Source organism: Paenarthrobacter sp. (genome assembly GCF_031180005.1).
Taxonomy (GTDB): domain Bacteria; phylum Actinomycetota; class Actinomycetes; order Actinomycetales; family Micrococcaceae; genus Arthrobacter.
Genome location: NZ_JAPSHI010000002.1, coordinates 130,288 through 154,976 on the forward strand (window position 1 = coordinate 130,288; position 24,689 = coordinate 154,976).

A 24,689-nucleotide genomic window follows, 5' to 3' on the forward strand; every position below is an offset into this window, starting at 1 on the left:
AATGAACCTCCGAACACCACCGGCGGCCGTGGCCGCCCTGGCCCTTCTTTTGCTCGCTGGGTGTGGCAGCGCGCCCACGCCGCAGGACCCGTTACCTGACACAAGTGATTCAGCGTCTGCCGATGCCGGGCATGGCGCGATTGCGGGAGCATCCGAGGTTGCCGAACCGCAGCTTCACCTCGTGGCGATCGACGCCGACGGCGAAACTTCAATGCTTGACCTCCTCACCGGGACAGAGTCGCAGCTGGGGAAGATCAGTCCTCCGGAAGACGTCCGCACTGACGGCCGTTACATCTTTGCGGCCGATAGTACCGGCGTGGAGATCGTAGACAGTGGCGCGTGGACCTGGGATCACGTGGATCACTTCCATTACTACCGAGCCGAACCCAAGAACCTAGGCAAGGTTGCCGGTGAAGGCACTGCAACCATCGCTACGGGCATGCTCTCCACGGCTGGAACAACAGGGATGTTCTTCCCAACGTCCGGGGAGGCGGTCCTGCTTGATAACTCGGCGCTGTCAGCGGGCACCCTTTCAGAAACCCTTCGCTTCAAGACCGAATCACACGCGGGTCTGATCGCCCCCTTGGGTGAAGGGGCAGTGGTCACCGAAGCGGACAGCACGGGGAAGGCCGCCCGGCTGCGGGCCATTGACGCCAACGGTAAGGAACTGGCCGTCGCGGAATGCCCGGCTGCAGCCGGTACCGTCACCACCCGGGTAGGGCTGGCCATCGGTTGCGCCGATGGCGCGGTGATCGCCACGACGGAGGGGACGGCGCCCGTATTCGAAAAGGTTCCTTACCCGGCCGCGGCTGCTGCCCCGGCAACAGAGTTCAATGGGCGCAAGGGCAGGCCAACTGTCGCCGGTATCAGTTCTGATGCTGGAGTTTGGCTGTTGAACACTCGTCAGCGCACGTGGGACTGGCTACCGACTCCTGCTCCTGTGCTTGCTGCCGTGACAGTCGACGACCAAGACGACCACTTGGTGGTTGTTGGTGCGGACGGCACCGTCCAGGTATATGACGCTTCGACCAAGAAGCTCATAGCCGCAACGAAGCCCTTGATCGGCGCGACCATGGCGGACCCGGCGCTGGCCGGAAAAGTGCAGCTCACGGTCGACGGCCAGCGTGCCTACGTCAATGCGCCGGCGGAGGGACTCGCCTTTGAAATTGACTATGCCGACGACGCCCGTGTTGCCAGGACCTTGGAGCTGCCGACCAAACCCGTGCATCTGTTGGAGACCGGTCGATGAGGCGCGCCGCACTACTGGCCCTCGCCGCCGCGGCTGGGCTGATCTTCTCGGGTTGTTCCCAGCCCGGGACCCCGGAGAAGCCTCAGATTGTGGTCACCACCAACATCTTGGGCGACGTGACGCGGGAGGTCCTCGGTGACCAGGCTGAAGTGACCACTCTTATGCAGCCAAATGCTGATCCGCACTCCTTTGAGATATCTGCCCAGCAGGCGGCCCTCATGGGCAGCGCTGATTTGGTGGTTTCCAATGGCCTTGGCTTGGAGGAAGGACTGCAGCAGCATTTGGACAGGGCTTCGAAAGCCGGCGCTCCGATGCTGGTGGCAGGTGAGCTCATCGACGTCGTGCCTTATAGCTCCGGGGACGCTGAAGGGGCCGCTGACCCGCACTTCTGGACTGACCCGGCCGCCGTGCTGAAAGTTGTTGACGCCCTCGAGTCGGCGGCGGAAAAGATCGAGGGAATCGACGCCGGGCGGCTTGCTGCCAGCGCGGCGGCCTACCGGGATCAGCTCACGCAACTTGATACCGAAATGACCGGTGCATTTGCCGGTATCCCCAAGGAACGCCGGGCATTGGTCACCAACCACCACGTCTTCGGCTACCTTGCCAAACGCTTTGACTTCCAAGTTGTTGGCGCGGTCATCCCCGGCGGCACAACCTTGGCCGCGCCGAGCGCTGCTGACCTGCGCCAACTCAGCGAGGCCATCCGCGGGGCCGGTGTCCCGACGATCTTCGCGGACTCGTCCCAGCCCGACCGGCTGGTGCAAGTCCTCGCCAGCGAAGCCGGCGTCAACGTCCAAGTCAGTGAACTTTTTACGGAATCGCTGACAGGACCCGACGGCGGCGCAGCAACCTACCTGGACATGATGCGCGCCAACACTGAACGCATCGTCAAAGGACTAACGACTTGACCGTGTCGCACCATCCACACCACACCCAGCAGAATTTTGCACAACGAAAATAGAATGAGGGATCCACACATGCTCCGCCAAAGAAGCACCCGTTTAGGTGGCATCGCACTGATTGCCGGGATGACACTCCTGGCCTCAGCCTGCGCCAACACCGCACCAGCCACTACGTCAGAGACGCCCGGCACGTCCTCCTCGGCTGCAGCCGACGCGCACGGACGCGTTGCCGTCTCCTACCCGGGCGGCATCAGCGTCCTGGATAGCAAGACGTTGGAGGTGGTGAAGAAGTTCGATTCCGAGGAGTTCACCAGGCTCAACGCTGCCGGGGACGGCCGACACGTCTTCGTCACCACTAAGGCCGGGTTCCAGTTGCTGGACACGGTGGAACCCAAGCTCACTGACCTGCGCGTGGACGCAACAGCGGCAGGCCACGTAGTCCGGCACGCCGGCAACACGGTCCTGTTCGACGACGGCACGGGCACCACGTCCATCCTGAAGACCGACGACCTCGCCAAGGCCAATGGCGTCCTGCCTGAGGCGAAGACTTACAAGGCCGACTCCGCGCACCACGGCGTGTCGATCGTTTTGGAGGACGGGAAGCTCCTCACCACCCTGGGGGACAAAACTTCACGCACAGGGGCCGTCGCGCTGGAATCCCACGATGATCACTGGGACAAAGTAGCCGAAAGCAAAGAGTGCCCGGGCATCCATGGCGAAGGAACTGCAGCCGACGAGGCAGTGATCTTTGGCTGCGAGGACGGCGCCCTGCTGTACCATCACGGCAAGTTTGAAAAGTTCACGGCACCGGATAAGTACGGCCGGATGGGCAACGCTTTCGTCTCCGAAACAAGCCCGATTGTGGTGGGAGACTACAAAGACGACCCCGACGCTGAGGGCTACCTCCTCAATTCGGTGGCGCTCATTGATACGGAGAAGCACACTTTCAACGTGGTCAAGCTTCCGGAGACGGTTAAGTACACGTTCCGTGACATGGCACGTGGCCCCGGCGACCTGGCATACATCCTCTCCACGGATGGATCGATCCACGTCCTTGATCCCAAGGATGGGAAAATCGTCAATGAATTCCCCGTGATCAAGGCCTGGGAAGGTCCGGCCGAGTGGCAGGAAGCGCACCCCGCTATTGTTGTCAACGGAAACACGGCCTATGTAACAGAGCCGGCAGCCAACACCGTTCATTCAGTGGATTTGACCACCGGTAAGGTCACGGCATCGTCCAAGCTGGACGTCGTACCCAACGAAATCGCCATCACCCTCGGGGCGCACTAAATCCATCAGCGCAATGAAGTCTGAATAGTACGCAAACAGCAGGTGCCGCACCCTTTCGGGTACGGCACCTTCTGTTTGGTTCTAACAGAAGCGAGTTAGTGCTCGTCGTAGTGATCGCCATGCTGGGCGTGGCGGTGACCGTCGTGGAGGTAGTCGACGTGGTCACCATGCTGGACGGTTTCGTGTGAGCAATCCGCGGAACCGTGGGTATGTTCCTCAAGGGTGTGCTCAGCCTTGACTTCGGTAGCCATCTGTTTCTCCTTAATATCATTCCGGCTGGATGCTGCGGGATCAGGGGCGGCGAAAGGCCCGCGCCTTGAAGGGGCCCTCCAACGGTCCCTTAACGGTTTATTATGCGCTTCCCCGAGGCACGGAGGTACTGACTATCCTCTGCTGTTTCCTCCTGCGCCCTCATACTTTCCGTCCCTGCTCGCCACCGAGCCGGCGAAAGCCAACACGGCGGAGGAGAAGGCGAGCACGTCCATTGAAGCGCGCTGACCATGCCCGCCGTCGTCTTCGCGGAGAAGCCAGGCGCGCCCACCACGTTCGCGGATGCCGGCAACGAACCCGACCGCGGCACTATTGTCCACGCGTTCGTCCTGCTCCAAGAGACAGCACAACACGGGAGGTAACGTTGCTGCGTTAGTCTCGGGCCGCTCCAGCAGGTGAACCGGCGAATAGGCTGCGCGCTGCTCTTCGGAACATTCGCCGTCAGCACCGAACTCGTGAAGCCATTGCGGTCCCAGGCCGTGTCGGTGAAGATCTACGGTGTCCAGCAATGGTGCCACGGCCACCACGCCGCCAAAGGATGCAGGGGAGAACAGGGCGGCAGCGGAAACCACCAGACCACCATGAGAGGCGCCAAAGGACACGATTTGATCGGGTGAGCTCCAGCCTGAGCCAGCCAGGTAGTGGGCGACGTCGATGAGGTCCTGGACTGTCCGCATCTTTCGGGACCCGCGACCTGCTTCGTGCCACGCTGCTCCCAACTCGCCGCCACCCCGCAGTTGCGCGGCCACGTAGACTCCGCCGCTCTCCAGCCACGCCGGCACGCTCGGTTCGGCCTCCGTCTTGTGCTTCACACCAAAACCCCCATAGCACGTGAGGATTAGCGGCAGCGGCCGCAGCGGCTTCCCGTCCCGCCCGAGATCCGCGGCGCGTACCGAAACGATGAGCGGGATTTCGACGCCGTCACTTGCCAGGGCCTTCAGCCTTCGATGGACGATGGGCATGGGCATGTGAGTGACGTCAGGGGTGTCAAGTGCTTGAGTATCAGCGGGGATTTCCACGCAGAAGACGCCTGACGGCCGCTCCGGGGAGGCTGTCTGAAGCCACAGGACCTTGGAGTCGCCCCGTTCGTGGACGGCGAACGATTGCACGCACTCGGCTGGAGAAAGCCGATGTACCGGTAAGCCGTCCAGCATGAGGCGGTCGCCGTCGTCCTCCGAAACCACGGCCAGGCGGGAGGCGGTCGCCGTCGTCGTGGACACGCGCCAGTCACCCGCCGCCAGCTCCCACGTTCGATTGTCGCCAGCGGGCCGCTTTGCCGTGAGGTGAAGAAGGCCTTCAGTGTGCGTCAGGGAGAGCCTGCAGCCTGTTGTAGCCCCAAGATCCTTCGGAAACGGAAGTTCCGCCGTAAGCCCCGAGCCAACGGCGAAGTGCCCGATCTTCTGCAGTGGTGGCTTGCCGTTAAGGATCCACAGCCCGGTACCATCCGCATCCCAGAGCGGCGGCGCGTACCATGCGCTTGCGCCGGGAACGTGGAGGGGATCGGCCTTGGGGGCGAGCACATAGACCTCCGCAAGTTCGCTCTGCGGCGTGCTCAGTAAGGCCGCAATCCGGGTTCCGTCGGGGGAGATGCTGAACCCCCTCACGACTGTGTCCGGGGGCGCGGGAATCCGGACGCCCGGCGGTGTGGTCGCGCACGAATGGCGTTGATGGACACCCCACGCTCTGCGAAGTTCAGCTTCTGTAGCCACGTGCAGGGAGGCGAAGGCCTCATCAGTCGAACGCCAGAGGAAGGCTGCTTGTCCACCGGCGAGTTGGGGAAGGCCTTGGCGCGGAGTGGCATCCCAGCGTTCCAGAAGGGCATGGAACCGTGGGCGGAGTTCTGCCCCGGGAACCATGTTCCCGATGACATTCACCGGCCCACCGTGTCACCCGGAGCAGTGTCTTCCGCCGATAGCCAGGCGAGGTGGCCGCCGTCGTGCAGTGGAGTGTCCAAAGCGATGGTCTGCAGGTGGTTTCCTGGCTCCGCGGTGTCAACCACCTGCACTTCGCCGTGCCCGCCGCGTGTTACGGCTACGAATTCGGATGAGGGTGAGGCTGCTATGGCGCGCCGCTCGGCGTTATCCCATGGTTCATGCCCGGGTCGCGGCGCCCCGTCCATGGAGGGAAGCTCCCAGGTACCCCGCAGCTCCGGGGCGGCAACGTCCGATGGTCCAAGGTGGTGCATTGTTAGTTGGTCGCCGTCCGGGTGCACCCGTGCGGAGGCGATCCCGGTGGCCGTCAGCGCGAATCGGAAGACCAGGCCTTGGCCCAGTGGTGTGCTTTGTGTCTGCCCGGTATCCAGGTGGTGGACCCACAGTGTGTTGTTCCACGTGGCCCAACTGCGGGGTTCCGCGCCGCCCTCGCGCAGGACAGCCACCACAACGCGCCGCCGTGGGCAGAATCGTAGGAAGTATGCCCGGCCGGGCACGCCCCAGGCGATGGCGGGAAGAATTTGAGGCTGAGGTTTGCGCACGTCGAAGCGTTCGAGGCCTTGGCCCGTGGCAACGAACATGGTGCCGGTGGTGGGGTCGAATGCGTCGCCGTGACCGTCAGGGGAGGCATTGACCTGGAGCCCTTGTAGCTGTGGGCAGTGCACGCCCTCATCGAGGATTTGTTTGATGCTGATGGATTCGATGCCGCCAGGTTCCCGGTGGCGGACGACGGCGGCTGGACCGTCGGGCGTTTCGCTCACCACCACCCCGGGTTCCCCCGCGCGGGTGCGGATCCGGCGTGAGGTGGGGCCGCCGTCGGACTGCAGGTCAACAACGGTGAGGAGGTCGCTCCACGGTTCCCATGAGAGGCCGAGTCCTGTGGTGACCGCGATAAACCGGCCCGGTGGGTCGCATGCGAGGTGTTCCCCGGGGATGGCTACCGGGATGATTCTCGGCGGCACGTCGCAAAAAGCGTCGACCACTACCAGGGCACCCCCGGCGTTGTCGATGAAGGCGCACTTTCCTCCACCCAGGGGCAGGAACCCGGCATGCTCGGCCAGGACGAGGGAGTCAAGACGGCGCTGGACTCGTCCGGACAGGGGTTCCAGGAGCCGGACATTACCGGCTTTTTGGTCCGCAACTATCAATATTTCCTCAGTCATTATGTCTCCGTGATCCCTTAGTTTGAGAATGGTTCTCATTAACTATAGTGTGACGTTGTCGCAGCAAAAGCAGTGACAACCAACACCACCGAAAGGAGACCAACCATGGAGAAGACCACGGTTTTGGTTGAAATAGAAGAAACCGAGCAGCTGGCGCACCTGTCGGCAACGCACTCGAACGCACTGGTCGAAAACCCGTTCGACTAGTCACTAAGCCAGGGGGCGGGCGCGCCGGCGTGCCCGCCCCCTTAGCTCCACCGCTACCCTCACAACTTCCGGAAGGCAACCATGGGCACCGCAGCAGATTTATTTGACGTCGCGGGAAGAACCACGATCCGCAGCGCCGACGGCGCCTTCTTTCACCTCGGGGGCCCGCTGGAAGCCAGTAAGCCCCTTGACTCCCGAATCAGCCAGGAACTGCGTGAACGCCGCGTGGCCGATGGCCGTCCTGTCCTTGGGCGGGAAAGTATTGGAATAGTGGCATCCGCGCAGGTGGCGTCCGGACTCCTGCGTTCGTTGGGGGACGCAGGTATTGCTGCCGCCGTTGTCAAGGACGCCGGAGACTCCGAATCTCCGGGGCTGCTATTGCACATCGCGGGCTCGCCGGCCGAGCGCAGTCACTACGACGGTCTTCCTTGTGGAGGGACCGCCGTATTGCGCTGCTACCGTGAAGGGGATCTGGTCTTCATTGATCCGCTGTCCATGTCGGGACAGGATCCCACGAGCTCCCAGGTGCTCCGGCGCAGGCTCGCAGCTTCACCCGCTGCAACCGAATTGAAAGCCTGGCTTGACACCCCCGCCGCTTCTATGGACCTTGATCTGCAGGCGACAACCCTGGGTCTGGTGACAGCCCGGTTGCTTACGATTATCAGGGCCTGGCAAAGAAACTCCCCGGTACTTCCAGCACTTCGACGCACCCTCTGGCGCCTGGACAGTGGGACGTTTGCGGTCAGCGAGCACCCCGTTCTCCCGTTCCCGGAGCCTGCCAAGCTGGATGAGAACTGGCCGGCAACGCGGTGATGATTCCCGCAACAGGTGCGCATTCGCTTCAGATTTATGCTGACGACGGCGTCCGGCTCGCCACCGACCACTATCGCTCTTCAACGGAGGAAACGGCGCTGGGCACGGTCCTGATCCGGACACCTTACGGCAGGACAAAATACGCCGAGCAGGCAAAGGCATGGACGCGGGCCGGCTACGACGCAGTGATTCAGGACGTCCGTGGGCGTTACGGTTCCGGCGGCGAGTGGCATCCTTACGTCAGCGAGGGGCGGGACGGAGCTGCCACGGCGAAACAATTGGTCTCCAACAACTATTTCCGTGGGCCGCTCATCCTCGCAGGCGCATCCTATGATGCCCACGCTGCCGTGGAGGCGGCTCGCGTACTGGAAATGGAGCTCGTGCTGCGAACAGCCGCAGGCCCAGTATCCTCTTGCGTACCCGTGGCCGTAGTGGCCATGGTGCCAGCCCTGGGACTCTACGAAACGGCCCGTCATCCGGACGGCACACCTCGGTTCCAGGACAGGATCGGGTGGTGGCATCGGCATGGATTCGACAGAACGTCCGCTGAGGCGCTCAGCCCGGCGGAACTTCAACGGAGGTATAGGCAGGCAGAGGAGCTGGGCATGGGATGGGTGCTCCAGGGCCTTGTCCGGGATGCCGAGTATGGCAGCGGTGCCGGCGACAAATGGAGGCAACTTTGGGACGCCCCGCCCCTTGATCTCCAAAATCTCTACGGCAAGCTCAACACCCCGCTCCTGATGATCTCCGGGCAGCGGGACTTCTTTGTTGCCGAAGCACTGGCCCTGGCACGGGCTTGGGGCGGTGCGGCGTCGGGGAGCGTTGTGCAAACCATCTGGGGGCCATGGGGGCACGGACTCGCCAGGGATCTGGACACCGGAGCTGCCGCGGCACTCCGTGAACAGGGCGGCCTGATGGCCCGAATCAAGGATTTCCTGGCCGTAGCGGGCGGGTGCTCCCAGTCCGCCACGGCAGACGGGCCCCGCCCGCCGGCCCTCCAGTGGCAGCCCGATGATCATTCTGGTGCATGGGGCTGGACCCCTGCCACCACGGACTCTCTTCAGCTTCAATGAACAACCACGGAGAATCATGACCACATCAGCCGAGGCACTCGGCCTCCTGCCTTTGCACACCCTGGTGGATGAGCAGACAGGGATCATCCGCAGGGTGCGTCCTGTCCTGACCCCGGACAACGCGCCGCCCGCTTACACCTCCATGACCGCTGAAGTATCCAACGCCCGCTGGCTGGGTGACTGGCCCGCCGACCGCGTCTCATTAGGCACTACCTTCGGCGACAGCAGGCAGGCCTGGATCGCTGCTGTTGCAGAAGGCATGGAACGCTACTGCGGCAACTTCATCCCCGAGGACCTCCCGGACAACGAATATTTCACCGGGACAGTCCATGAGCTCGAAGCGTCCGGCCGGACTGTCGTCGGGCTTGAGGAACTGCCAAGGTTCGCAGGCTGGCAGCTGGAGCATGAGGCCTTTCCTTACCGTAACCTCGACGGCGATACTCCCACACTCTGGACCGCGTGCACGCGGGAACCGGACAAGTCGAAAGTCTGGCTTCCTGCAAGCCTCACTTTGCTGAATTGGCGGCAGCGGCGCTTCCGGAGCCTGCCGCGGCTTCACCATCTGAACTATGCCGGGATCGCCACAGGACAGGGACCTGCCGATGCTGCGAACCGGGCGGTGCTGGAAACAGTGGAACGCGACGCCCTGGAGCTGTGGTGGCACTTGGACGGTCCCACGCGGGGCATCAGGCCCGGGAGCGTTCCCGGGCTGGTGGATGCCATGGACGGTTGCCGCCTGCAGTACTGGGTGGTGGAAATGCCCAGCGAATTCGCCCCCTGCATGGCAGCCTTGGTGTTCGATCCCGACACCGGACTGTACGCAGCCGGATTCTCGTGCAAGAACGATCCCGCTGAGGCAGCGCGCAAAGCAGTCCTCGAAGCAGTACACACCTGGATTTACTCCCAAGGTGCCACCGACGCGGACGGCTGGGTGTTCCAGGCCGTGGAAGCAGGGCTCATGGCCAAGGGGCTGTATCTGGAACACCGTGCGGACCGCCAGTACCTCGACGACGTCGGCCCCCATTTCGGTGCAGTCCGTGACCTCGGAGCACACGTGCAGGTGTGGTTGGATCCACGTACGCACCACCTCGCTGACAGGTTCACCAAGCCGGCAGGCGGTGTGGTGGACATCGGTGACCTGGATTACGTCTCCATGCCAGCGCTGTACGAACGCCTGGGGTCAGCAGGCCACACCGTGTACACACGCGAACTGACCACTCCGGACGTCAGTGCCACCGGCCTAAGCGTGGTCCGCGCCGTGGTGGGAGGGCTGGTTCCCAACGCCCCGGCGGCCTTCGCCTACCTGGGTTGCCCCAGGTTCGGCACAGCGGCCCTCCAGCGAGGATGGCGTGAAACCATGCCATCGCGGCCGCAGGACTTCACTCTCACGCCGCCGCCCCACATGTAATGGAGATACCCGACGTGCTTCTGCCGGACGGTCTTGCCCGTGCTTGGACCGCCGAAGTGCCCGGCCCCCTGGAGCCGGCCGGTCCACAAAACACCCCTGTGCGAGGTGTCATCCAGCACCCGGTCGCGGTCGGCGTCCCGGTCACCGCCATGCTGCGTGCCATCTGGTGGAGCGATGGATTCCATCCCAATCCAGTGACCGGGCTGCCCGGCAAGGTTCGCCAACGCCCGGTGCCGTCGGCCGGAGGCTGTTATCCCGTTCAACTTCGCGTCCTCTGCGGGGAAGGCTGCGACGTGCCCCCCGGAATGTACGTGTTCAACAGCGGCGGTTCCGGCAGCAGCAGCGGGGGTCAACTGCTACGAGTTCAAGGAAACGACGCCAGTTCCCACGACAAACTGGAACTGCGGGCACCAGCCCGGGGTGCCGTCGTCGTATTGACTGTTCTGCCGCAACGCACCATGTCGAAGTACCATCATCGCTCGGGCCCGCTTCTGATCGCCGACACCGCGTACGCGGCAGTAGCCTTACTGCACCACGCTGCGGCCCTTGAAGTGATCGCATGGTGGGACGTAGTGGCACCTCAGCGGTGGCCGGGGTCAACTACGGAGTTCGCGCTGGCCAAAGTGGCGCTCGGTACTGCATGGACTGAAACCGATAAAACGGACGTGGACCCCGCTGGCTCACGGATCGTCGGAGTGACAAAAACGCAATTGGCGACCCGCAGGAGTGCCGACATGCCCGGGTCGCGGTCAAGGGCGTCGGCCGCCAGCGGCCAGGCGAACATGGTGCTTCAACGGCTTTTGGATTATTGCCTGCCCACCTTCCACGAGCCCGTCCCACCTTCCTGCCGCTTCCGCGTCCTCTCCAAAGAGCTGCTCCAGTCGCCGTTGCTCGCTGAACGTTGCGCAGGCCAACACTGGGTGCGGAATCTGCACGCCATGGTGATCTTCGAAACCTCAGCCACACCAAGCCCTGATGCCATGTGGTGGTCATCCGCGCTGGCTGCGCACATCCTCTATACCGCACTCGGGACAGAAACCGCTCTCGACTTCCGGCCCGTCGGTGGCTGGACAGGGTCACAAGGTGGGTGGACCACGCTTCACGGTCTCGGCGTGGTCCTCCGGGAACCATATGACAGATACCAAGAAAGGCCCGCCAATGCTGGTCAATAAGAGACTCCTCCAGATGACGGTGGGCCACCGCCGCCGCTTGGCCGGTGTAACGGCGTTGCTGTGCGCCACCACCGCGAGCTACTGGCTTCAGGCATGGTTCCTGGCCCAGTCACTGGCAGCCCTTGTTGTCCTTGTGAAGGTTCCCGAAGAACCCGACGGCGGCACTTACGGCCCATTGGTCCCGTACCTTGCCGGGGTACTCGCCTGCGGGCTTGGCCGGCTGGTGCTGCAGCAGCTCCACTCCAGGCTGGCCAGCTCCCTGGGATCCGGGGTACGCCTGAATGTGCGACGTTCCCTTACCGATCGATTGCTCCAGCCCGAGAGGCTGAGGGACACTTCCGACCGCAGTGGAGCCCGGCGGCTGGCTCTGAGCGAAGGTGTGGATGGGGTGGATAGCTACATCAGCCAGTACATCCCGCATGCCTTCCAACTTCAGATAGTTGTTCCCGCACTCCTGCTATGGATCGCTTGGTTGAATCCCCTCCTCTCCCTTGCCCTTGGCCTCGCCGTTGCAATAGCTGTGGGTGCTCCAAAACTATGGAGCAAAGCGCTGGCCAAGCGCGGACAGCATCACTGGGACACTTACGAAGCACTCAGTGCCGATTTCCTCGAAGCACTCCAAGGCATGCGCACGCTCAAGATTCTCCATGCTGTTCCCCGGACCCGGGCCAGGCTGAACGATCGCTCGCACCAGTTGCACCGGGCAACTGTGTCAACGATGCGCACGTCCTTGGTGGACACCGCTCTTGCTGATTTCGGGATCCAGGCGGGAATGCTGGCCGCGGCGGCACTGGCTGCGCTCGCGGTCATGGGCCAAGGCCCGTTGCCCGGACAGGAGGCCGCTGCCGTGACCTATTTCCTGTTGATGCTCTCTTCTGAGGTGTTCAGGCCCGTGCGGGATCTGGCGCGTCAGTGGCATGCCGGGTATCTGGGGCTCTCTGCCTTGGGGAGCATTGATGCAGCAGGCGGCGCCGACCACGGCAATGCCCCCGCACGCCCGGACAAGGGCTTGGCGGAGGCCCTGGCGCTTGAGCCGGGTCATGCCCTCGGCCTTCCCGAAACGCTCGCCCTGGACCGCGTGAGCTTCCGGTACTCCGACGAAGACCCCTGGGTCCTTCACGAGGCGTCCGCCGAAATCCCTCGGGATGGGATTACCGCGCTTGCCGGCGTATCCGGGGCGGGCAAGAGCACCCTGTTCGACCTTCTGCTGGGATTCCTGCCTTCCGGGGGCGGCCGCATCAGCTTGGACGGCCGCCCTCTCACTGCCGGTGACGTCAGCGTGGTCTCCCAGCGCAGCTATCTCTTTCCGGGGACCATCCGGGAAAACCTCCGCGTGGTGGCCCCATCTGCTACCGAGGCGGATTTCCGGGATGTCCTTGAAACGGCGGGACTGGGGGAGGAACTGCAGCAATGGCCTGACGGCTTGGATACCGTGCTGTCCGAGGGCGGCGGATCCGTTTCAGGTGGCCAGCTTCAGAGATTGGCCATCGCCCGGGCACTCTTGGTGGACAGGCCGGTTCTCCTGCTGGACGAGCCCACGTCTGCCCTTAATACCGAGCTCGCCGGACGCGTCCTGGCGGGTCTTCGCCGTGAGTCTACCCAGCGAATCGTCCTTATGATCGCTCACCGGCCCGAAGCCCTTGCCGCCGCAGACACCGTACTTCGACTCGACGACGGGCAACTCTTCACAACCCGGCAACCGGAAGCAGCCACGTCATGAGTGTTACAGTCCGTACTCCCCGTAACCCGCTTCTTGGCCTGATTCCGCACATGTCCGGTGAATGGGCCGCTATCGTGTGGACCGCGCTGGTGGGAATTCTCAATAATCTGGCTCTCATTGTCCTGGCAGTCATCGGTTCCTACGTGGTTGCCTTGGCGGTCATGAGGCAGGAAGTTGCTTCTCCCGTGTGGTGGATTTCCGGGATAGCTGCAGTGATCCTCCGCGCCATACTCACTTGGCATGAGATGGATATTTCCCACAGCGTTGCCTACAAGATCCTGGCTGCGCTGCGGATGGCACTCTTCGACGGATTTGCCCGCGGAGTTCCTTCCCGCAAGCCAGGTCAGCACACCGGCAAACTCGCTGCCACTGCCATGGGCGATGTTGAGAAGCTCGAGTTCTTTTACGCCCACACTATTGCCCAGCTTGCCGGCTCAGCCGTGCTGTTCATAGCTGGCGTGGCAGTCCTGCTACCGCTTGGTCCGGACGTTGCCGGGGCACTGTTACTGGGGTTCGCAGCATTGGTTGCGGTGACGCTGCCGGGTCTGCGCCGGGGTGCCATGTTGGGTGCCCGGGTTCAGGAAGCCCGGTCCGCGGTGTCGGTCCTGGCTGTAGACCTGTTGGGAGGAACCCGCGAAATCCTGGGTTTTGGTCTCCGGGAGCATGCGCAGCGTCAACTGGCGGAACAGAGCCTCGCGGTGGACGCTGGACAACGCAAACTTTGTTCCTTCCTCGCTTTAGCGGGATCCCTGCGTGAGCTGTGCGTTTTGGGCACCGTCGTGGCGGTATTCCTTGCCGCCATAGCAAAGCCCGGGGTGGAACCGGTGTGGTTGCCGGCGCTGGTTGCAGGAACGTTGACATTGCTGGCACCGGTGGCCGAAGGCGTGGCCACCGTGACGCAGCTTCAGCCTCACCGCGCCAGTGCGCGGCGTGTTTTGGAGGGCATCGGCTTGTCTTCGGACACAAGCGGCCTGCCGGCACCCTTGGACTTCGAGCCGAACGGCCCCTTGGGTGTGGAGGTAAAGAACCTGCAGTTCACGTACGACGACGGTGCGCCGGCTTTGCGCCGGACTTCCCTGTCCGTGGCACCCGGCGAACACGTGGGGATCAGTGGCCGGTCCGGCGCCGGGAAGACCACGCTGGCACGGCTGCTGGTACGTCTGTGGACTCCGGACTCCGGGAGCATTTCGCTGATTTCGCGCGATGGGCGGGAGGTGGACGCGTGGGCAGTGAACGAGGCGTCGTTCCGGCGTGCGGTCACTCTGGTGGAGCAGGACTCGCCGGTATTCCACGGTTCCGTCTTGGACAACATGCGCTTGGCGTGCCCCACGGCAACCGCGTCCGAAGTCCTGTGGGCCTTGGAGCGTGCCGGGCTGCCGCTCGCCGGCGATCGCTGGACTGAGGGGGTTGATACTGTGATCGGCGAGCAGGGGTTGAGCCTGTCCGGGGGAGAGCGTGCCCGCTTTTGTTTGGCCAGGGCACTGTTGATCAAGCCCAAAATCCTCGTGCTGGATGAAACCACGGCAAGTTTGGATCCTGCCTCGGAACGTGCCTTGGTGGAGGCCCTGGCAGCGATTGCGGGTGAGACCACCATCATCACGGTGTCACACAGGGAGTCGACATTGGCGGCGTGCAACCGGCGGGTGCATCTGGGGGAGTAGCTGCCCCGTGAGCAGGCCCCCATCCCCCGCGAGATGGCAGTTGGCGCCCATGTTTTGGGGAAAACATGGGCGCCAACTGGCATCTCGGTGGCCATCGAAGAGGGGTTAGAGCGCGTCCGGGTGCAGGCCCTTTGCGATCTGCTCCACGGCCCGCAGGTTGCCCCACGTGCCAGGCATGACGTCGTCTGAGCTGATGGCAACCAGACGGTTGTTCTTCACCGCGGCCACCTCGGGGAACTTCTCTTTGAGAAACGTTCGGGTGGCGTCCTCGTGGGCCTTATCGAGGGTGGTGAACACAATGACCTCGGGGTTCTTCTCCACCAGTGTCTCCGGGGAGATCATCGCCGAGAAGAACTTCGCGAATGCCTCGTCTGACGGGCTGAAGAGATTGTTGCCGCCGGCGGTCTTGATCATGTCGTATTCGATGCCGGCTCCGATGGCTGCGATCGAGTTTCCTTCCACAAACAGTTCCACCACGGTGGGTTTGTCCTTGCCGTCCACTGCTTTCTCCACGGAGGACAGCACATCAGCGGCTTCCGTCCGCACGGCTGAGGTGTTGCCACCGGCGCCAACAATGGCGCCCATGTTCTCGATGTCGGTGAGGATGTCCTTGACCTCCGCCGTACTCCGGCGTTCCATGCATCCGGCGGTGGCTATGTAGGACTCAGCCCCGGCCTCCTTGAGCTGTTCGATGCTTGCGAAGCCTTGTTCGGCGGTGAATTCGTAGGCTGTTGGGGAGTAGACGAAGTCAGGATTGGCGCCGAGCAGGACCTCACGCGACGGTGGCATCTGATCGCTCAGTTGTTTGACGTCACCACGTTCCTTCAGCTCCGGCAGCAACTCCCGGCCCTTGGTTTGAGCCTCTGCCGCTACCTTGTTCGCGGCGCCCAACTTCACCAACAGCTCGGACTGTCCGGGTGTCATCGCGACAATCCGCTCGGGTACGGACGTGAATGTCAGCGTGCGCCCGCAGTTCTCGATGGTGCCTGCGGGTTCGGCTGCAACACCGGCCTTTTCCGTTGCAGGCGCTTGGCTGACCGCTTGTCCGCAGCCCGACAGCAGCAAGCCGGTGAGCGTCATCACGGACAGGACTGCAGCCGTTTTGGGCAGGGTGGATTTCTTCATGGATGTGCCTCCAGGGTTGTGTTTGGTGATGAGGAATTTCAGGGGCGGGACGCAGATAACTCAGGATCGTTATCCGGCGTTGTCGCCTCGTTCCGCCTTGCGGCTGCTATGGCGATCAGCGGCCTGCCGGTCAGCGGATGTTCGAGTTTTCGTGAATCCACGCCAAAGCAGCTTCGAATGAGCTCTTGGTCCAACAACGCCGACGGCGGACCGAAAGCCTGCAGCTTCCCGGACTGCAGGACTGCGACGTGGTCGCAGAATTCCGCAGCAAGGTTCATGTCGTGCAAGGCCGCCAGAACAGTCCGTCCCCGTGAGGTGACCAGGTGCATGAGCTCCAGCTGGAAAGCAACGTCGAGGTGGTTGGTGGGCTCATCCAAGACCAAGACGGGTGCTTCTTGAACGAGTGCCCGGGCCAGCAGGACCCGTTGCTTTTCGCCACCGGACAATCCTGCAAAGTAGCGGTCCGTGAGCGAGGAGGCTCCGACGTCGAGCAGTGCCTGATGCACCAGATGATGGTCATGAGGAGAGTCCGCGCCGAATCCGTGCTGGTGCGGAGCGCGGCCCAGCATCACTACCTCGCGGGCAGTCATAGGGAAGTCCTGGTTGGATTCCTGGGCCATCACTGCCACTCGCAGGGCGGCCTGCCGGGAGTTGAGGCGCCGGACGTCATCGTCATCAACCAAGACGCGTCCGGTGGATGGTTTGTTCACCCGGTAGAGAGTGCGGAGGAGAGTGGATTTGCCGCAGCCATTGGGACCCAGAATCCCGATCACGGACCCGCTGGGGGCGAATAAGCTGACATCGTGGACCACGCGCGTATTGCCTAAGGTGACACTCACGTTCTGGAATTCAACATTCATCGCTTGATACCTCCGCGGACAGCACCGTTGCTGCGCATGAGCCACAGGAAGAACGGTGCGCCCACAGTGGCGGTGAGGATGCCCAAGGGAATCTCTGCAGGCTGGGCGACGGTACGTGCCAAGAGGTCAGTCAACATCAGGAAGAGGGCGCCGCCGAAGATCGAGACCGGCAGCATTTTTCGATGGTCTGAACCAACCAGAATGCGCGCTGCATGCGGCACTACCAGGCCTACGAATCCGATCCCACCGCAGACAGCAACGGTGGTTGCCGTTAGGAGTGCGGTAGCGAGGAGAAGCGTTCGTCGCATCGATTCGACATTTACTCCCAAGGCCGTGGCAGTCTCGTCGCCTGCCAGGAAAGCGTTGAGGGCACGGGAGCGCAGCATGGCGAAAACACTTACCGCCAGCAAAGCCAATCCCGGAAGCAGCAGTTGTGGGTAGGTGGCTGCGGAAACGCTTCCCAGCAGGAAGAAGAGCACGCTATAGACGTTCTGCGCGTCAGTGGTGATGGTGAGGAAGTTCGTGACGGCTGAGAGGAGTGAACCCAGGGCCACTCCGGCCAAGATCAAGCGGGAGGGGGCGATTACACCGTCCTGCTTTGCCAGCAGGTACACCAGGGCCGTCGCCGCAGCAGCTCCTGCGAAGGCCGACGCGTTCAAGCCGATCCCTGCCACCGCCGTCGAGCCTGCCACGATGGCGACCACGGCGCCCACCCCGGCTCCGGCTGAGACGCCAAGGATGTAGGGCTCTGCGAGGGGGTTGCGGACGTTGGCCTGTAGAAGGGCGCCAGCCAGGGCGAGGCTCGCTCCGGCGATGCCCGCCAAGAGCGCCCGAGGGACACGGAAACTCCAAACAGCTTGGTCCTGCGACACTGACAGCGAGCCGTCGGTCATCCAGGGCAATCCTGGAATCAGATGACCGGCCATGATTTGCAGGGATTCCATGAACGTGGTTTGTAGCGGTCCTGTACTGCCGGAAACTACCAGAAGTAACAGAATGCCCAGCACCAGGACTGGCGTCATAAGCCGTTCAAGGGTCGATCTGCGCGGGACCGGCGGTGGGTCGGTTGGTTTGGTGCCGAGTCCCTCGGGGCGGCGCGCGAGGTCAGCAGTCATAGGAGTGTCCAATCACACTCTGAATGTTATCTTAACTGAGAATCATTCTCATGCGATGTTTTTCTCAAGACAAACAAGGGCAGGACCACCAGCGGTTGGTCCTGCCCTTGTTGCGTTGGGTCGCGCTCCTGCGCCCGTCGGTCGGGCTACCTGTTGCGATGGTGTGCGGGAGCGGTTCCTTACGCATGCCGAACCGGTTCGTCGGCGTGTATCCGCCCGGAGCTACATGATTCCCGTGGGAACCAGCAGCGCCCAGGCCAGTGCGGGTGCCACCAGGACTACTCCACCTGCGTACATCATTAGCTGCTTGTAGACGCGCTGGCGATCGTCTTCACGGGCATTGGCTACCACCAAGGCGCCGTCGGTGGAGAACGGCGATACGTCCACGACGGTTGCGGCGATGGCGAGGGCCGCCACTGTCCCGGACGCACTGAGTGAGCTCGTTGCCAGCAATGGACCGGCCAAGGGGATGAAGGCCGTCAGGAGTGCGGTGGACGAGGCGAATGCCGAGCCAACGCCGATGACGTAGCAGAGCACCAGGGCAATGAGGAGGGGTGCTCCGAGTGCAAGGGCTTGCTCGGCGAGGGTATCGATGACACCGACGTGCTGAAGGAGGGAAACGTAGGTGATCATGCCGGCGACGAGCAGCACGGTAGACCAGGAGACTCCGCCGATGAAGGTCTGGTGCTCTTTGATGTTGACCAGCGCCAGCAGGAGTCCTGCGGAGAGGGCAACGAAGCCGATCGGCATGTGGAAGCCCAAAGCGCAGACCAGCATGGCGACGATGAGTCCCAAAGTGAGGATCTGCTGGCCGTGAGGCCGGGTAATTCGCGTCTCGAGGTCGGCGTGCTGGCCGGCAGCCCCGTCGCGAAGTTTGCCCAGGAGGGCGAACAGCACCACGGTGAGGACGGAGAGGATGAGATTCAGTGCGAAGCTTGCTCCGAAAAGTGCGCCTTGCGAGATCGGGAAACCATTCTTCACAGCGATGTCATGCACCAGAACTCCGGCCACGGAGAGCGGGGAGAAGCCACCGGCGTGTGCTCCGTTGATGATGAATGCGCCCATAAGAACGGGGTGAATGCGGGATTCGTAGGCCAGCCCGATTGCGGCGGGTGCCAGCAGTGCTACGGCGGCAGGGGAAAACGTGCCCAAAGCAGTGAGTGATGCCGCCAAGAGGAAGAACACCCACGGCAGAAGCAACGTTTTGCCGCGAACAAGCCGGACGCAGTTCTGGACGATGATGTCGATGGTCCCGTTTCGCTGGGCCATGCTGAAGAAATATGTGACGCCGATGATCGTGATGACGATGTTAGCCGGGAAGTCGGCCAGGATTTCCTTGTCGGTCATGCCGAGCATGAAGTAGCCGACACCGAAGGAAGCGACGAGTCCCATGACGCCGATGTTCAACGGCCACTTGGTGGCGACGACGAACATCACCACGAGGATTACAAGCGGGATGATCTGGGTGGCTGTCATGGTCGGCTCCGATTCCGGGGTAGCCGCCGGGTTAAAGATGGCACCCCCAAACAGGATGGCAACCAGACCCAGGATGACAGAAGCGGCAACCGTTATCAGCAGGATACGGCGGCGGTTGTTGGGGCGCTGGGAACGTTCTTCCCGGATGTCGCTCTCAGCCTCGGGAGCTGGTTTGAAAATAGTCTTAGCCATGGTGTTTTCTCCTCATCGAGTGGCTGTTGCTAGTGAGGCTTCGACGGCGTTGCCGAGAGTCTCCGGGAGGTGAATGATGCTGGAAGCGATGGTGCGGGCTGTTCGGTCGACGCCCACCAGGACGGAACCGTCTAGTTGCTCGCTCCAGGTTTCGATGACGCCGGCAGGCGTCCTGAGCTTCAGAACTGATTCGTCTGTGTTGCCGGTGATGGTGTGCAGCACGGTGCCGGGTGTGCGGGCAGCGAGCGTTAGCGCAATACTGCCGGTGATAGCCAGCGCGGGATGCGGTTTGCCCATGGAGAGCATCATGACGTTGACGTCACTTTCGGCGTCATGCCCTGTGGGAGGCCCAATGATTGCAAGCTTGGGAACAGCCCGCGCGGCTTGAGCGGGAGTGGCCGCCATTCCCATCCGAACGGCTGCCTGGCGACGGATGATATCCAGGGTGTCCAGTTGCAATTCGACCCCGGCTTTCCACGTGTCATAACGGGCGGTGTCCAGTCCAAGCTCCTCGGCCCGCACCATGACCACAGGCGCCCCTGCGTCCACCATCGAAACCGTCCAGCGGGTTCCGCCGGCAACAATCGTGTCAGTGGCTAAGCCGGTGGGAAGCAAACGCCCGGTGGTCTTGCCTGCCGGATTCTGGAAGCCGAGGCCCACCCGGTATCCGGGAAACACGACGCCGGGCATCTGTGCGTCCGGGATGATCGGCAGGGCACCGGCTGGAGTTGAAACGCGCTGAATGATGATCTGACCCGTGTTGGTATTCCGGGTGACGATCCGGGTGGAATCACTGTCGGGCACTACCCACCCTTTCTCGATAGCGTAGAGACCCACGACGGCCGAGCAGTTCCCGCAGTTGCTTCCCCAATCAACTGATGCCTCTTCGATACCCACCTGTGCGAAAGTGAACTCAACATCCACGTCCTGGTCCGCCGGACGGCCCAGGATCATTGCCTTGCTGGTGGTTGAAGTAGCTCCGCCCACACCATCGATCTGCCTGGAATCCGGGCTTCCGAAGAGTCGTGGCAGAAGTTCGTCCAGGTCGGCGCCTGCCCTCTCCAGATGATCAGTTTCGAAGACCCAGCACTTGCTGGTGCCTCCGCGCATCCATTCCGCTTCGATCTTCATTGTGTTCCCTGCTTCCCGTGGCACTTAGTGAACTTGTGGCCTATTACGAGAATGATGCGGATCACATGTGAAGACAATGTTGGATAGATGAAGGGGAATGTAGCAATGCTTCACTCACTGCAAATTAGCTTTGAGTAATGGGGCACGGCAAGTGTCCAAGCTGCATTTCGTGGGATCGCAGACCCTTCATTGCAGGAGAGTGCATAGAATGAACCAAAGATGAAGAAGGGTGAAGACTTGCTTAACGATGAGAACTTGGAATTATTCGATATCCGGCGGCTTGCCCTCCTGGTGGAGGTGGTTGAGCAGGGGTCGATCACGGCGGCGGCTGACATTATGATGTATTCGCCCTCCGCCGTCTCGCAGCAGCTGCGGAAACTGGAGCAGGAGGTGGGCCAGCCCCTCCTCAACCGCAGATCCCGCGGGGTGGTTCCTACTGAGGCGGGGCAGGTGTTGGCGGGGCATGCTCGGAAAATCGTCGGACAGATGAGAGCGGCCAGGTCCGACCTGGGGCAGATCGCCGGTTTGAAGCGTGGCTCATTGACTGTCGGTACGTTCCCCACACTGGCCGGTTCCTTCCTGCCATTGGTGATCCGCGCGTTCAAAAAGCGATACCCGGCGATTGGCCTCTCCGTGCGCAGCGCGCGCTTCGATGAACTCGTCTCGGACTTGGAATCCGGAGTGACGGGACTGTGCTTGCTATGGGACTACCCATGGAACCGGTTCAACGACGAGGCCATTCGCATTACGGAGGTGTTCCAGGAGAGCACAGTGATCCTGGTGGCCAAGGGACACCCTCTGGCGGACCGGGATGAAGTGACCATGAAAGACCTCCGAAAGGAGTCGTGGATAGTCCGCGCGGAAGCCCACCCTGTAGTAGAGGTACTTCAACGATCTGCGCACGACGCCGGCTTTGAGCCGACTATCGGCTTCCTTGCCAATGATTACCAAGAGGCTCAAGCCATGGTCAGCGTCGGCATGGGCGTGGCGATGGTCCCCAAAACAGCAGTGGCTCTGCAACATCCGGACGTTAGGATCCTAAGTCTCGGCGCTGACGCCCCACTGCGCAGGGTTCTTCTGGCCCAGCGCCAGGACAAGGTATATGCACCCGCAGAGGTAGCCTTCCACTCAACCCTTCTGGAGATTGCCCGCGAACGTGGCAGCGACTATCTCTGAGCGGCCAGATTCGGACTGCGTCCTTGCGAAGTCCAGGGGGCGCCTTCCCCTATAGGGAGGCGCCCCTTGTGCTGCTGACAGGCCTTGTTAGCCGTTGGATTAGCGTAAGTTCGTGAAAGCCCTGGCCATGGCCTCTATCAGGCGGTCGGCATCCCTGCTGGAGAACGGCATGGGTGGGCGTAGTTTCAATACGTTGCCTTGGGCACCGCAGGCAGAAATGAGAATGCGGTCCTGGCGCAAGGAATTCACAATTTCCGCTGCTGCCGCTCCATCCGGTGACAGTGTGGATCGGTCTGTGACGAGATCGACCCCAATAAAGAAGCCGCTGCCGCGAACTTCTGCGACCTGTTCCAGGCCCTGCGACAGACTCTTCAGCTCGGAGATGATCTTTGCGCCCACCTTCAAGGCATTCTCAATGAGCGATTCCTCGCGAATGACATCCAGGACTGCCTGAGCAGCAGCGATCGCTACTGAGTTCCCGCCGAAGGTGTTGAAGTACCGGATATTTTTTTCGAACTCCACAAGGAGTTCCGGCTTGAAAATCGCTGCCGCTACGGGGATGCCGTTGCCCATGGGCTTGCCAATGGTCACGATGTCCGGCACTACTCCGTGGCGCTGAAAGCCCCACCATTCCTGGCCGGTGCGTCCGAAGCCTGGCTGCACTTCATCGGCGATGTACAAGCCACCTGCAGCATGGATCTCCTCGATGATGGGGCGGAGGAAGCCTGACGGACCGGCGAAAACACCGTCCGAAGAAAAGATGCTGTCGGCAATAAATGCCGCTACACCAATGCCGTGCCTATGCAGGTCGGCGATGGCGGCACGTACCTGGTCACGCAGATGATCATCCAAGGAGCTTTGGTCTGAGGAGTACCGCAGAGCGTCAGGCGCATCGATGACCCGCACGTTCGCACCCAAGGGAACGCCGATACCCAGCGAGGGCGAAAAGGATGACACTTCGGCGGTGAGCCCGTGATACGCGCCGGAGGTGACGATGATGCCTTGGTTTCCCGTGACGTACTTGGCGACGCGCATGGCCAAGTCGTTGGCTTCGGACCCAGTGCAGGTGAACATGACGTGGCCAAGCTCGGCAGGGAACGTTGCAAGGAGTTGTTCGGAGTACTCGAGGATGGACTCCTGGACGTAGCGGGTGTTGGTGTTCAGGGTCTGCATCTGCTGGTGCACGGCTTCGATGACACGAGGATGGGCGTGGCCGACGGATGGAACGTTGTTGTAGACGTCGAGGTAGTCATTGCCGTCCCGGTCGAACAACATCACGCCCTTGCCTCGAACGATTTCCAGGGGTTCGTCGTAGAAAAGCCGGTAGCTCGGCCCCAGACTTTGGTCCCGGCGTCGAATGCTCTTCTGCATCTGCTCCGGGAGCTCATTGAGACGGTTGGGATCAAAGCCGTTGATCATGGCTCGGGATGGCTTGCGAATGGTTTGGGGAGCGTTGCTCATGATGTCTCCTTGAATGCTGGTGGGTCGGGTTCAGGGGGTGGAGGGGAAATTTGGTGCAGGGGTCGCAGCAATGAAGGCGAGGCGTTCCCAGTCCGGCTTTGAATGGGAGAGAAGGTAATCCCGTCTTTGGGGCAGTTGGCTGGCCCGCCACTGCGTGATCAGGGCTCGCAGCAGGAGACGGGCCTTGGCTGAGACAATCAGGGCTTCCAGCTCCCGGGCAGGCAGCGGACGGATGCTCAGGAAGCCATCCAAGACGTGGAGAGCCTGTTCCCAAGGATTTTCGGGATCCGCCCCCAGGAGATTGGCCATAGTCACGCTGAGATCGAAGATCACGGGGGTTCGTACAACGTCCCCAAAGTCGATAATCCCGGCCACATAGTCCGGCTTAAGTGGGTCGACCAGAACGTTGAACGGGCTGAAATCCCCATGGACAACTTGAGTGGTGAGAATGTCCAGTAATGGAACGACCCTTGCATCGAACTGATCGAATACCTGCTCGGCCAGGACGCGTTTTGAGTTCTCATCGACGAAGTCAAGCAACGGCCGCATCCGGTGGAAGTGTTTTAGATCCCAAAGGAGCATCCGGTCAGCGCGGGGATGAGCAAAGCTCTGCAGGGCAAGGCCCAGGTGGGCAAGGCTTGATCCCACTGACTGAAGTTGACCTGCTGAAGCGGAGTGTTCGGCCAGCAGATTTCCAGGCATGAAGCGCATCACCCGAAGTACACGGCTAAAGGGCCCATCAGTTGCCGGGAGGAGCACTTGAGGATCTCCACTGCGGCTCCTCACCAGACGCTGCACCGGAAGTTCGGGGGCGGTCCGCTCCAGATGCTCCATGCATGTCGTCTGGAGTTCGACAATCACCGGGTCCTCATCGGGTGGTGACACCTTGACCAGGTACGCTTCTTCTCCGTCCCGGAGTCTGAAGGTCTCGTCCTTCTCCGTTGGAATTCGTACAAGTGTTCCCTGCAGCCCGTAAAACTGTCCCAGGAGCTCCACGACAGTGGAGTCAGTGAGCTGCGACTGGGCTGCCAAGAGCCCGCTTTCCGCTGCGACGGCGTCGATAAAGGCAGAATCGGTACTGACATCCATGTCTTGGGCTCCTGCCGTTTAGCGGGGAAAGTTCGATATTGGACCGCATGCTTGCGTGTTCAACAGTTATACAAAGCATTGCAGGCCAACTCCGCGAGGTCAACTGTAGAACTGTTGACAATCATGCTTTAAGCAACTTAGTGTCGACATAGGGCGTCCGGGGTTCGGGACCGCAAGACCGGAACGCTGGCATTCTCCAACCGCA

General features: G+C 62.0%; 21 protein-coding genes. 11 read left to right on the plus strand and 10 right to left on the minus strand.

From position 1 onward, the window contains the following. The first annotated feature begins 1 nt into the window (after position 1). From RIF72_RS02935 to aztD, 3 genes are read left to right on the plus strand one after another with little or no spacing between them, the layout of a single operon-like run. Positions 2 to 1,249 (plus strand): ABC transporter, encoded by a 1,248-nt coding sequence (locus RIF72_RS02935; RefSeq protein WP_309073369.1) that lies wholly within the window; start codon positions 2 to 4, stop codon positions 1,247 to 1,249. Continuing rightward, positions 1,246 to 2,157, plus strand: coding sequence for a zinc ABC transporter substrate-binding protein AztC (gene aztC, locus RIF72_RS02940; protein WP_309073370.1), 912 nt, complete (start codon positions 1,246 to 1,248; stop codon positions 2,155 to 2,157). The genes RIF72_RS02935 and aztC overlap by 4 nt, the downstream gene beginning before the upstream one ends. Before the next feature lie 54 nt (positions 2,158 to 2,211). Further along, complete coding sequence (gene aztD / locus RIF72_RS02945; protein ID WP_309073371.1) at positions 2,212 to 3,441, plus strand: zinc metallochaperone AztD; 1,230 nt, start codon at positions 2,212 to 2,214, stop codon at positions 3,439 to 3,441. A 95-nt stretch (positions 3,442 to 3,536) separates the two neighbouring features. Here aztD and RIF72_RS02950 read toward each other — a convergent pair whose 3' ends face one another. The 3 genes from RIF72_RS02950 to RIF72_RS02960 form a co-directional block, all read right to left on the minus strand. After that, complete coding sequence (locus tag RIF72_RS02950) at positions 3,537 to 3,692, minus strand: zinc transporter permease (protein ID WP_309073372.1); 156 nt, start codon at positions 3,690 to 3,692, stop codon at positions 3,537 to 3,539. Between the two features lie 132 nt (positions 3,693 to 3,824). After that, positions 3,825 to 5,585 (minus strand): prolyl oligopeptidase family serine peptidase, encoded by a 1,761-nt coding sequence (locus tag RIF72_RS02955; RefSeq protein ID WP_309073373.1) that lies wholly within the window; start codon positions 5,583 to 5,585, stop codon positions 3,825 to 3,827. Continuing rightward, positions 5,582 to 6,805 carry a hypothetical protein gene (locus tag RIF72_RS02960; RefSeq protein ID WP_309073374.1) on the minus strand — a complete coding sequence of 408 codons (1,224 nt, stop codon included), beginning with the start codon at positions 6,803 to 6,805 and terminating at the stop codon, positions 5,582 to 5,584. The genes RIF72_RS02955 and RIF72_RS02960 overlap by 4 nt, the downstream gene beginning before the upstream one ends. 105 nt (positions 6,806 to 6,910) lie before the next feature. Between RIF72_RS02960 and amiA the strand changes: the two genes are divergently transcribed. The 7 genes from amiA (at position 6,911) to RIF72_RS02995 (ending at position 14,859) form a co-directional block, all read left to right on the plus strand. Beyond that, a complete protein-coding gene (amiA, locus tag RIF72_RS02965) occupies positions 6,911 to 7,012 on the plus strand; it encodes a streptamidine family RiPP (RefSeq protein ID WP_309073375.1) in 102 nt (33 codons plus the stop codon). Between the two features lie 81 nt (positions 7,013 to 7,093). Then, the gene (locus RIF72_RS02970) at positions 7,094 to 7,825 is read left to right on the plus strand and encodes a hypothetical protein (protein WP_309073376.1); all 732 of its coding nucleotides are present in this window, start codon (positions 7,094 to 7,096) and stop codon (positions 7,823 to 7,825) included. Continuing rightward, positions 7,825 to 8,898 (plus strand): CocE/NonD family hydrolase, encoded by a 1,074-nt coding sequence (locus RIF72_RS02975; protein ID WP_309073377.1) that lies wholly within the window; start codon positions 7,825 to 7,827, stop codon positions 8,896 to 8,898. Before RIF72_RS02970 ends, RIF72_RS02975 begins: the two co-directional genes overlap by 1 nt. A 16-nt stretch (positions 8,899 to 8,914) precedes the next feature. After that, positions 8,915 to 10,306: a YcaO-like family protein gene (locus tag RIF72_RS02980; RefSeq protein ID WP_309073378.1), complete on the plus strand. Its 1,392-nt coding sequence runs from the start codon at positions 8,915 to 8,917 to the stop codon at positions 10,304 to 10,306. After that, entirely contained in the window at positions 10,306 to 11,478 is a 1,173-nt protein-coding gene (locus RIF72_RS02985; RefSeq protein ID WP_309073379.1) for a hypothetical protein, read from the plus strand. Before RIF72_RS02980 ends, RIF72_RS02985 begins: the two co-directional genes overlap by 1 nt. Continuing rightward, positions 11,438 to 13,198, plus strand: coding sequence for an ATP-binding cassette domain-containing protein (locus RIF72_RS02990; RefSeq protein ID WP_309073380.1), 1,761 nt, complete (start codon positions 11,438 to 11,440; stop codon positions 13,196 to 13,198). Before RIF72_RS02985 ends, RIF72_RS02990 begins: the two co-directional genes overlap by 41 nt. After that, positions 13,195 to 14,859, plus strand: coding sequence for an ABC transporter ATP-binding protein (locus RIF72_RS02995; RefSeq protein ID WP_309073381.1), 1,665 nt, complete (start codon positions 13,195 to 13,197; stop codon positions 14,857 to 14,859). Before RIF72_RS02990 ends, RIF72_RS02995 begins: the two co-directional genes overlap by 4 nt. 105 nt (positions 14,860 to 14,964) lie before the next feature. Here the strand turns inward: RIF72_RS02995 and RIF72_RS03000 are convergent, their stop codons facing one another. The 5 genes from RIF72_RS03000 to RIF72_RS03020 form a co-directional block, all read right to left on the minus strand. After that, positions 14,965 to 15,984 carry an ABC transporter substrate-binding protein gene (locus RIF72_RS03000; RefSeq protein ID WP_309073382.1) on the minus strand — a complete coding sequence of 340 codons (1,020 nt, stop codon included), beginning with the start codon at positions 15,982 to 15,984 and terminating at the stop codon, positions 14,965 to 14,967. Positions 15,985 to 16,022: 38 nt separating this feature from the next. After that, the gene (locus tag RIF72_RS03005; protein WP_309073383.1) at positions 16,023 to 16,844 is read right to left on the minus strand and encodes an ABC transporter ATP-binding protein; all 822 of its coding nucleotides are present in this window, start codon (positions 16,842 to 16,844) and stop codon (positions 16,023 to 16,025) included. Then, positions 16,841 to 17,959, minus strand: a complete 1,119-nt coding sequence (locus RIF72_RS03010) for an iron ABC transporter permease (RefSeq protein ID WP_309073384.1) — start codon at positions 17,957 to 17,959, stop codon at positions 16,841 to 16,843. The genes RIF72_RS03005 and RIF72_RS03010 overlap by 4 nt, the downstream gene beginning before the upstream one ends. Positions 17,960 to 18,181: 222 nt before the next feature. Then, positions 18,182 to 19,627, minus strand: coding sequence for an SLC13 family permease (locus RIF72_RS03015; RefSeq protein ID WP_309073385.1), 1,446 nt, complete (start codon positions 19,625 to 19,627; stop codon positions 18,182 to 18,184). Positions 19,628 to 19,639: 12 nt separating this feature from the next. After that, entirely contained in the window at positions 19,640 to 20,758 is a 1,119-nt protein-coding gene (locus RIF72_RS03020; RefSeq protein WP_309073386.1) for a PrpF domain-containing protein, read from the minus strand. Between the two features lie 219 nt (positions 20,759 to 20,977). Between RIF72_RS03020 and RIF72_RS03025 the strand changes: the two genes are divergently transcribed. After that, positions 20,978 to 21,934 (plus strand): LysR substrate-binding domain-containing protein, encoded by a 957-nt coding sequence (locus RIF72_RS03025; RefSeq protein WP_309073387.1) that lies wholly within the window; start codon positions 20,978 to 20,980, stop codon positions 21,932 to 21,934. Positions 21,935 to 22,033: 99 nt separating this feature from the next. On the opposite strand, the gene RIF72_RS03030 is transcribed toward RIF72_RS03025, so the two are convergent. Together RIF72_RS03030 and RIF72_RS03035 are read right to left on the minus strand one after the other, a co-directional pair. Next, positions 22,034 to 23,395, minus strand: coding sequence for an aspartate aminotransferase family protein (locus RIF72_RS03030; protein ID WP_309073388.1), 1,362 nt, complete (start codon positions 23,393 to 23,395; stop codon positions 22,034 to 22,036). A 30-nt stretch (positions 23,396 to 23,425) separates the two neighbouring features. Then, positions 23,426 to 24,484 carry a phosphotransferase gene (locus RIF72_RS03035; protein WP_309073389.1) on the minus strand — a complete coding sequence of 353 codons (1,059 nt, stop codon included), beginning with the start codon at positions 24,482 to 24,484 and terminating at the stop codon, positions 23,426 to 23,428. Positions 24,485 to 24,689: the final 205 nt, after the last annotated feature.

Bases quoted from the DNA above. Each gene is read 5' to 3' on its own strand.
- RIF72_RS02935 (WP_309073369.1), top strand. From the start codon at position 2: ATGAACCTCCGAACACCACCGGCGGCCGTGGCCGCCCTGGCCCTTCTT.
- aztC (WP_309073370.1), top strand. From the start codon at position 1,246: ATGAGGCGCGCCGCACTACTGGCCCTCGCCGCCGCGGCTGGGCTGATC.
- aztD (WP_309073371.1), top strand. From the start codon at position 2,212: ATGAGGGATCCACACATGCTCCGCCAAAGAAGCACCCGTTTAGGTGGC.
- RIF72_RS02950 (WP_309073372.1), bottom strand. From the start codon at position 3,692: ATGGCTACCGAAGTCAAGGCTGAGCACACCCTTGAGGAACATACCCAC.
- RIF72_RS02960 (WP_309073374.1), bottom strand. From the start codon at position 6,805: ATGACTGAGGAAATATTGATAGTTGCGGACCAAAAAGCCGGTAATGTC.
- amiA (WP_309073375.1), top strand. From the start codon at position 6,911: ATGGAGAAGACCACGGTTTTGGTTGAAATAGAAGAAACCGAGCAGCTG.
- RIF72_RS02970 (WP_309073376.1), top strand. From the start codon at position 7,094: ATGGGCACCGCAGCAGATTTATTTGACGTCGCGGGAAGAACCACGATC.
- RIF72_RS02975 (WP_309073377.1), top strand. From the start codon at position 7,825: ATGATTCCCGCAACAGGTGCGCATTCGCTTCAGATTTATGCTGACGAC.
- RIF72_RS02980 (WP_309073378.1), top strand. From the start codon at position 8,915: ATGACCACATCAGCCGAGGCACTCGGCCTCCTGCCTTTGCACACCCTG.
- RIF72_RS02985 (WP_309073379.1), top strand. From the start codon at position 10,306: ATGGAGATACCCGACGTGCTTCTGCCGGACGGTCTTGCCCGTGCTTGG.
- RIF72_RS02990 (WP_309073380.1), top strand. From the start codon at position 11,438: ATGACAGATACCAAGAAAGGCCCGCCAATGCTGGTCAATAAGAGACTC.
- RIF72_RS02995 (WP_309073381.1), top strand. From the start codon at position 13,195: ATGAGTGTTACAGTCCGTACTCCCCGTAACCCGCTTCTTGGCCTGATT.
- RIF72_RS03000 (WP_309073382.1), bottom strand. From the start codon at position 15,984: ATGAAGAAATCCACCCTGCCCAAAACGGCTGCAGTCCTGTCCGTGATG.
- RIF72_RS03005 (WP_309073383.1), bottom strand. From the start codon at position 16,844: ATGAATGTTGAATTCCAGAACGTGAGTGTCACCTTAGGCAATACGCGC.
- RIF72_RS03010 (WP_309073384.1), bottom strand. From the start codon at position 17,959: ATGACTGCTGACCTCGCGCGCCGCCCCGAGGGACTCGGCACCAAACCA.
- RIF72_RS03015 (WP_309073385.1), bottom strand. From the start codon at position 19,627: ATGGCTAAGACTATTTTCAAACCAGCTCCCGAGGCTGAGAGCGACATC.
- RIF72_RS03020 (WP_309073386.1), bottom strand. From the start codon at position 20,758: ATGAAGATCGAAGCGGAATGGATGCGCGGAGGCACCAGCAAGTGCTGG.
- RIF72_RS03025 (WP_309073387.1), top strand. From the start codon at position 20,978: ATGAAGAAGGGTGAAGACTTGCTTAACGATGAGAACTTGGAATTATTC.
- RIF72_RS03030 (WP_309073388.1), bottom strand. From the start codon at position 23,395: ATGAGCAACGCTCCCCAAACCATTCGCAAGCCATCCCGAGCCATGATC.
- RIF72_RS03035 (WP_309073389.1), bottom strand. From the start codon at position 24,484: ATGGATGTCAGTACCGATTCTGCCTTTATCGACGCCGTCGCAGCGGAA.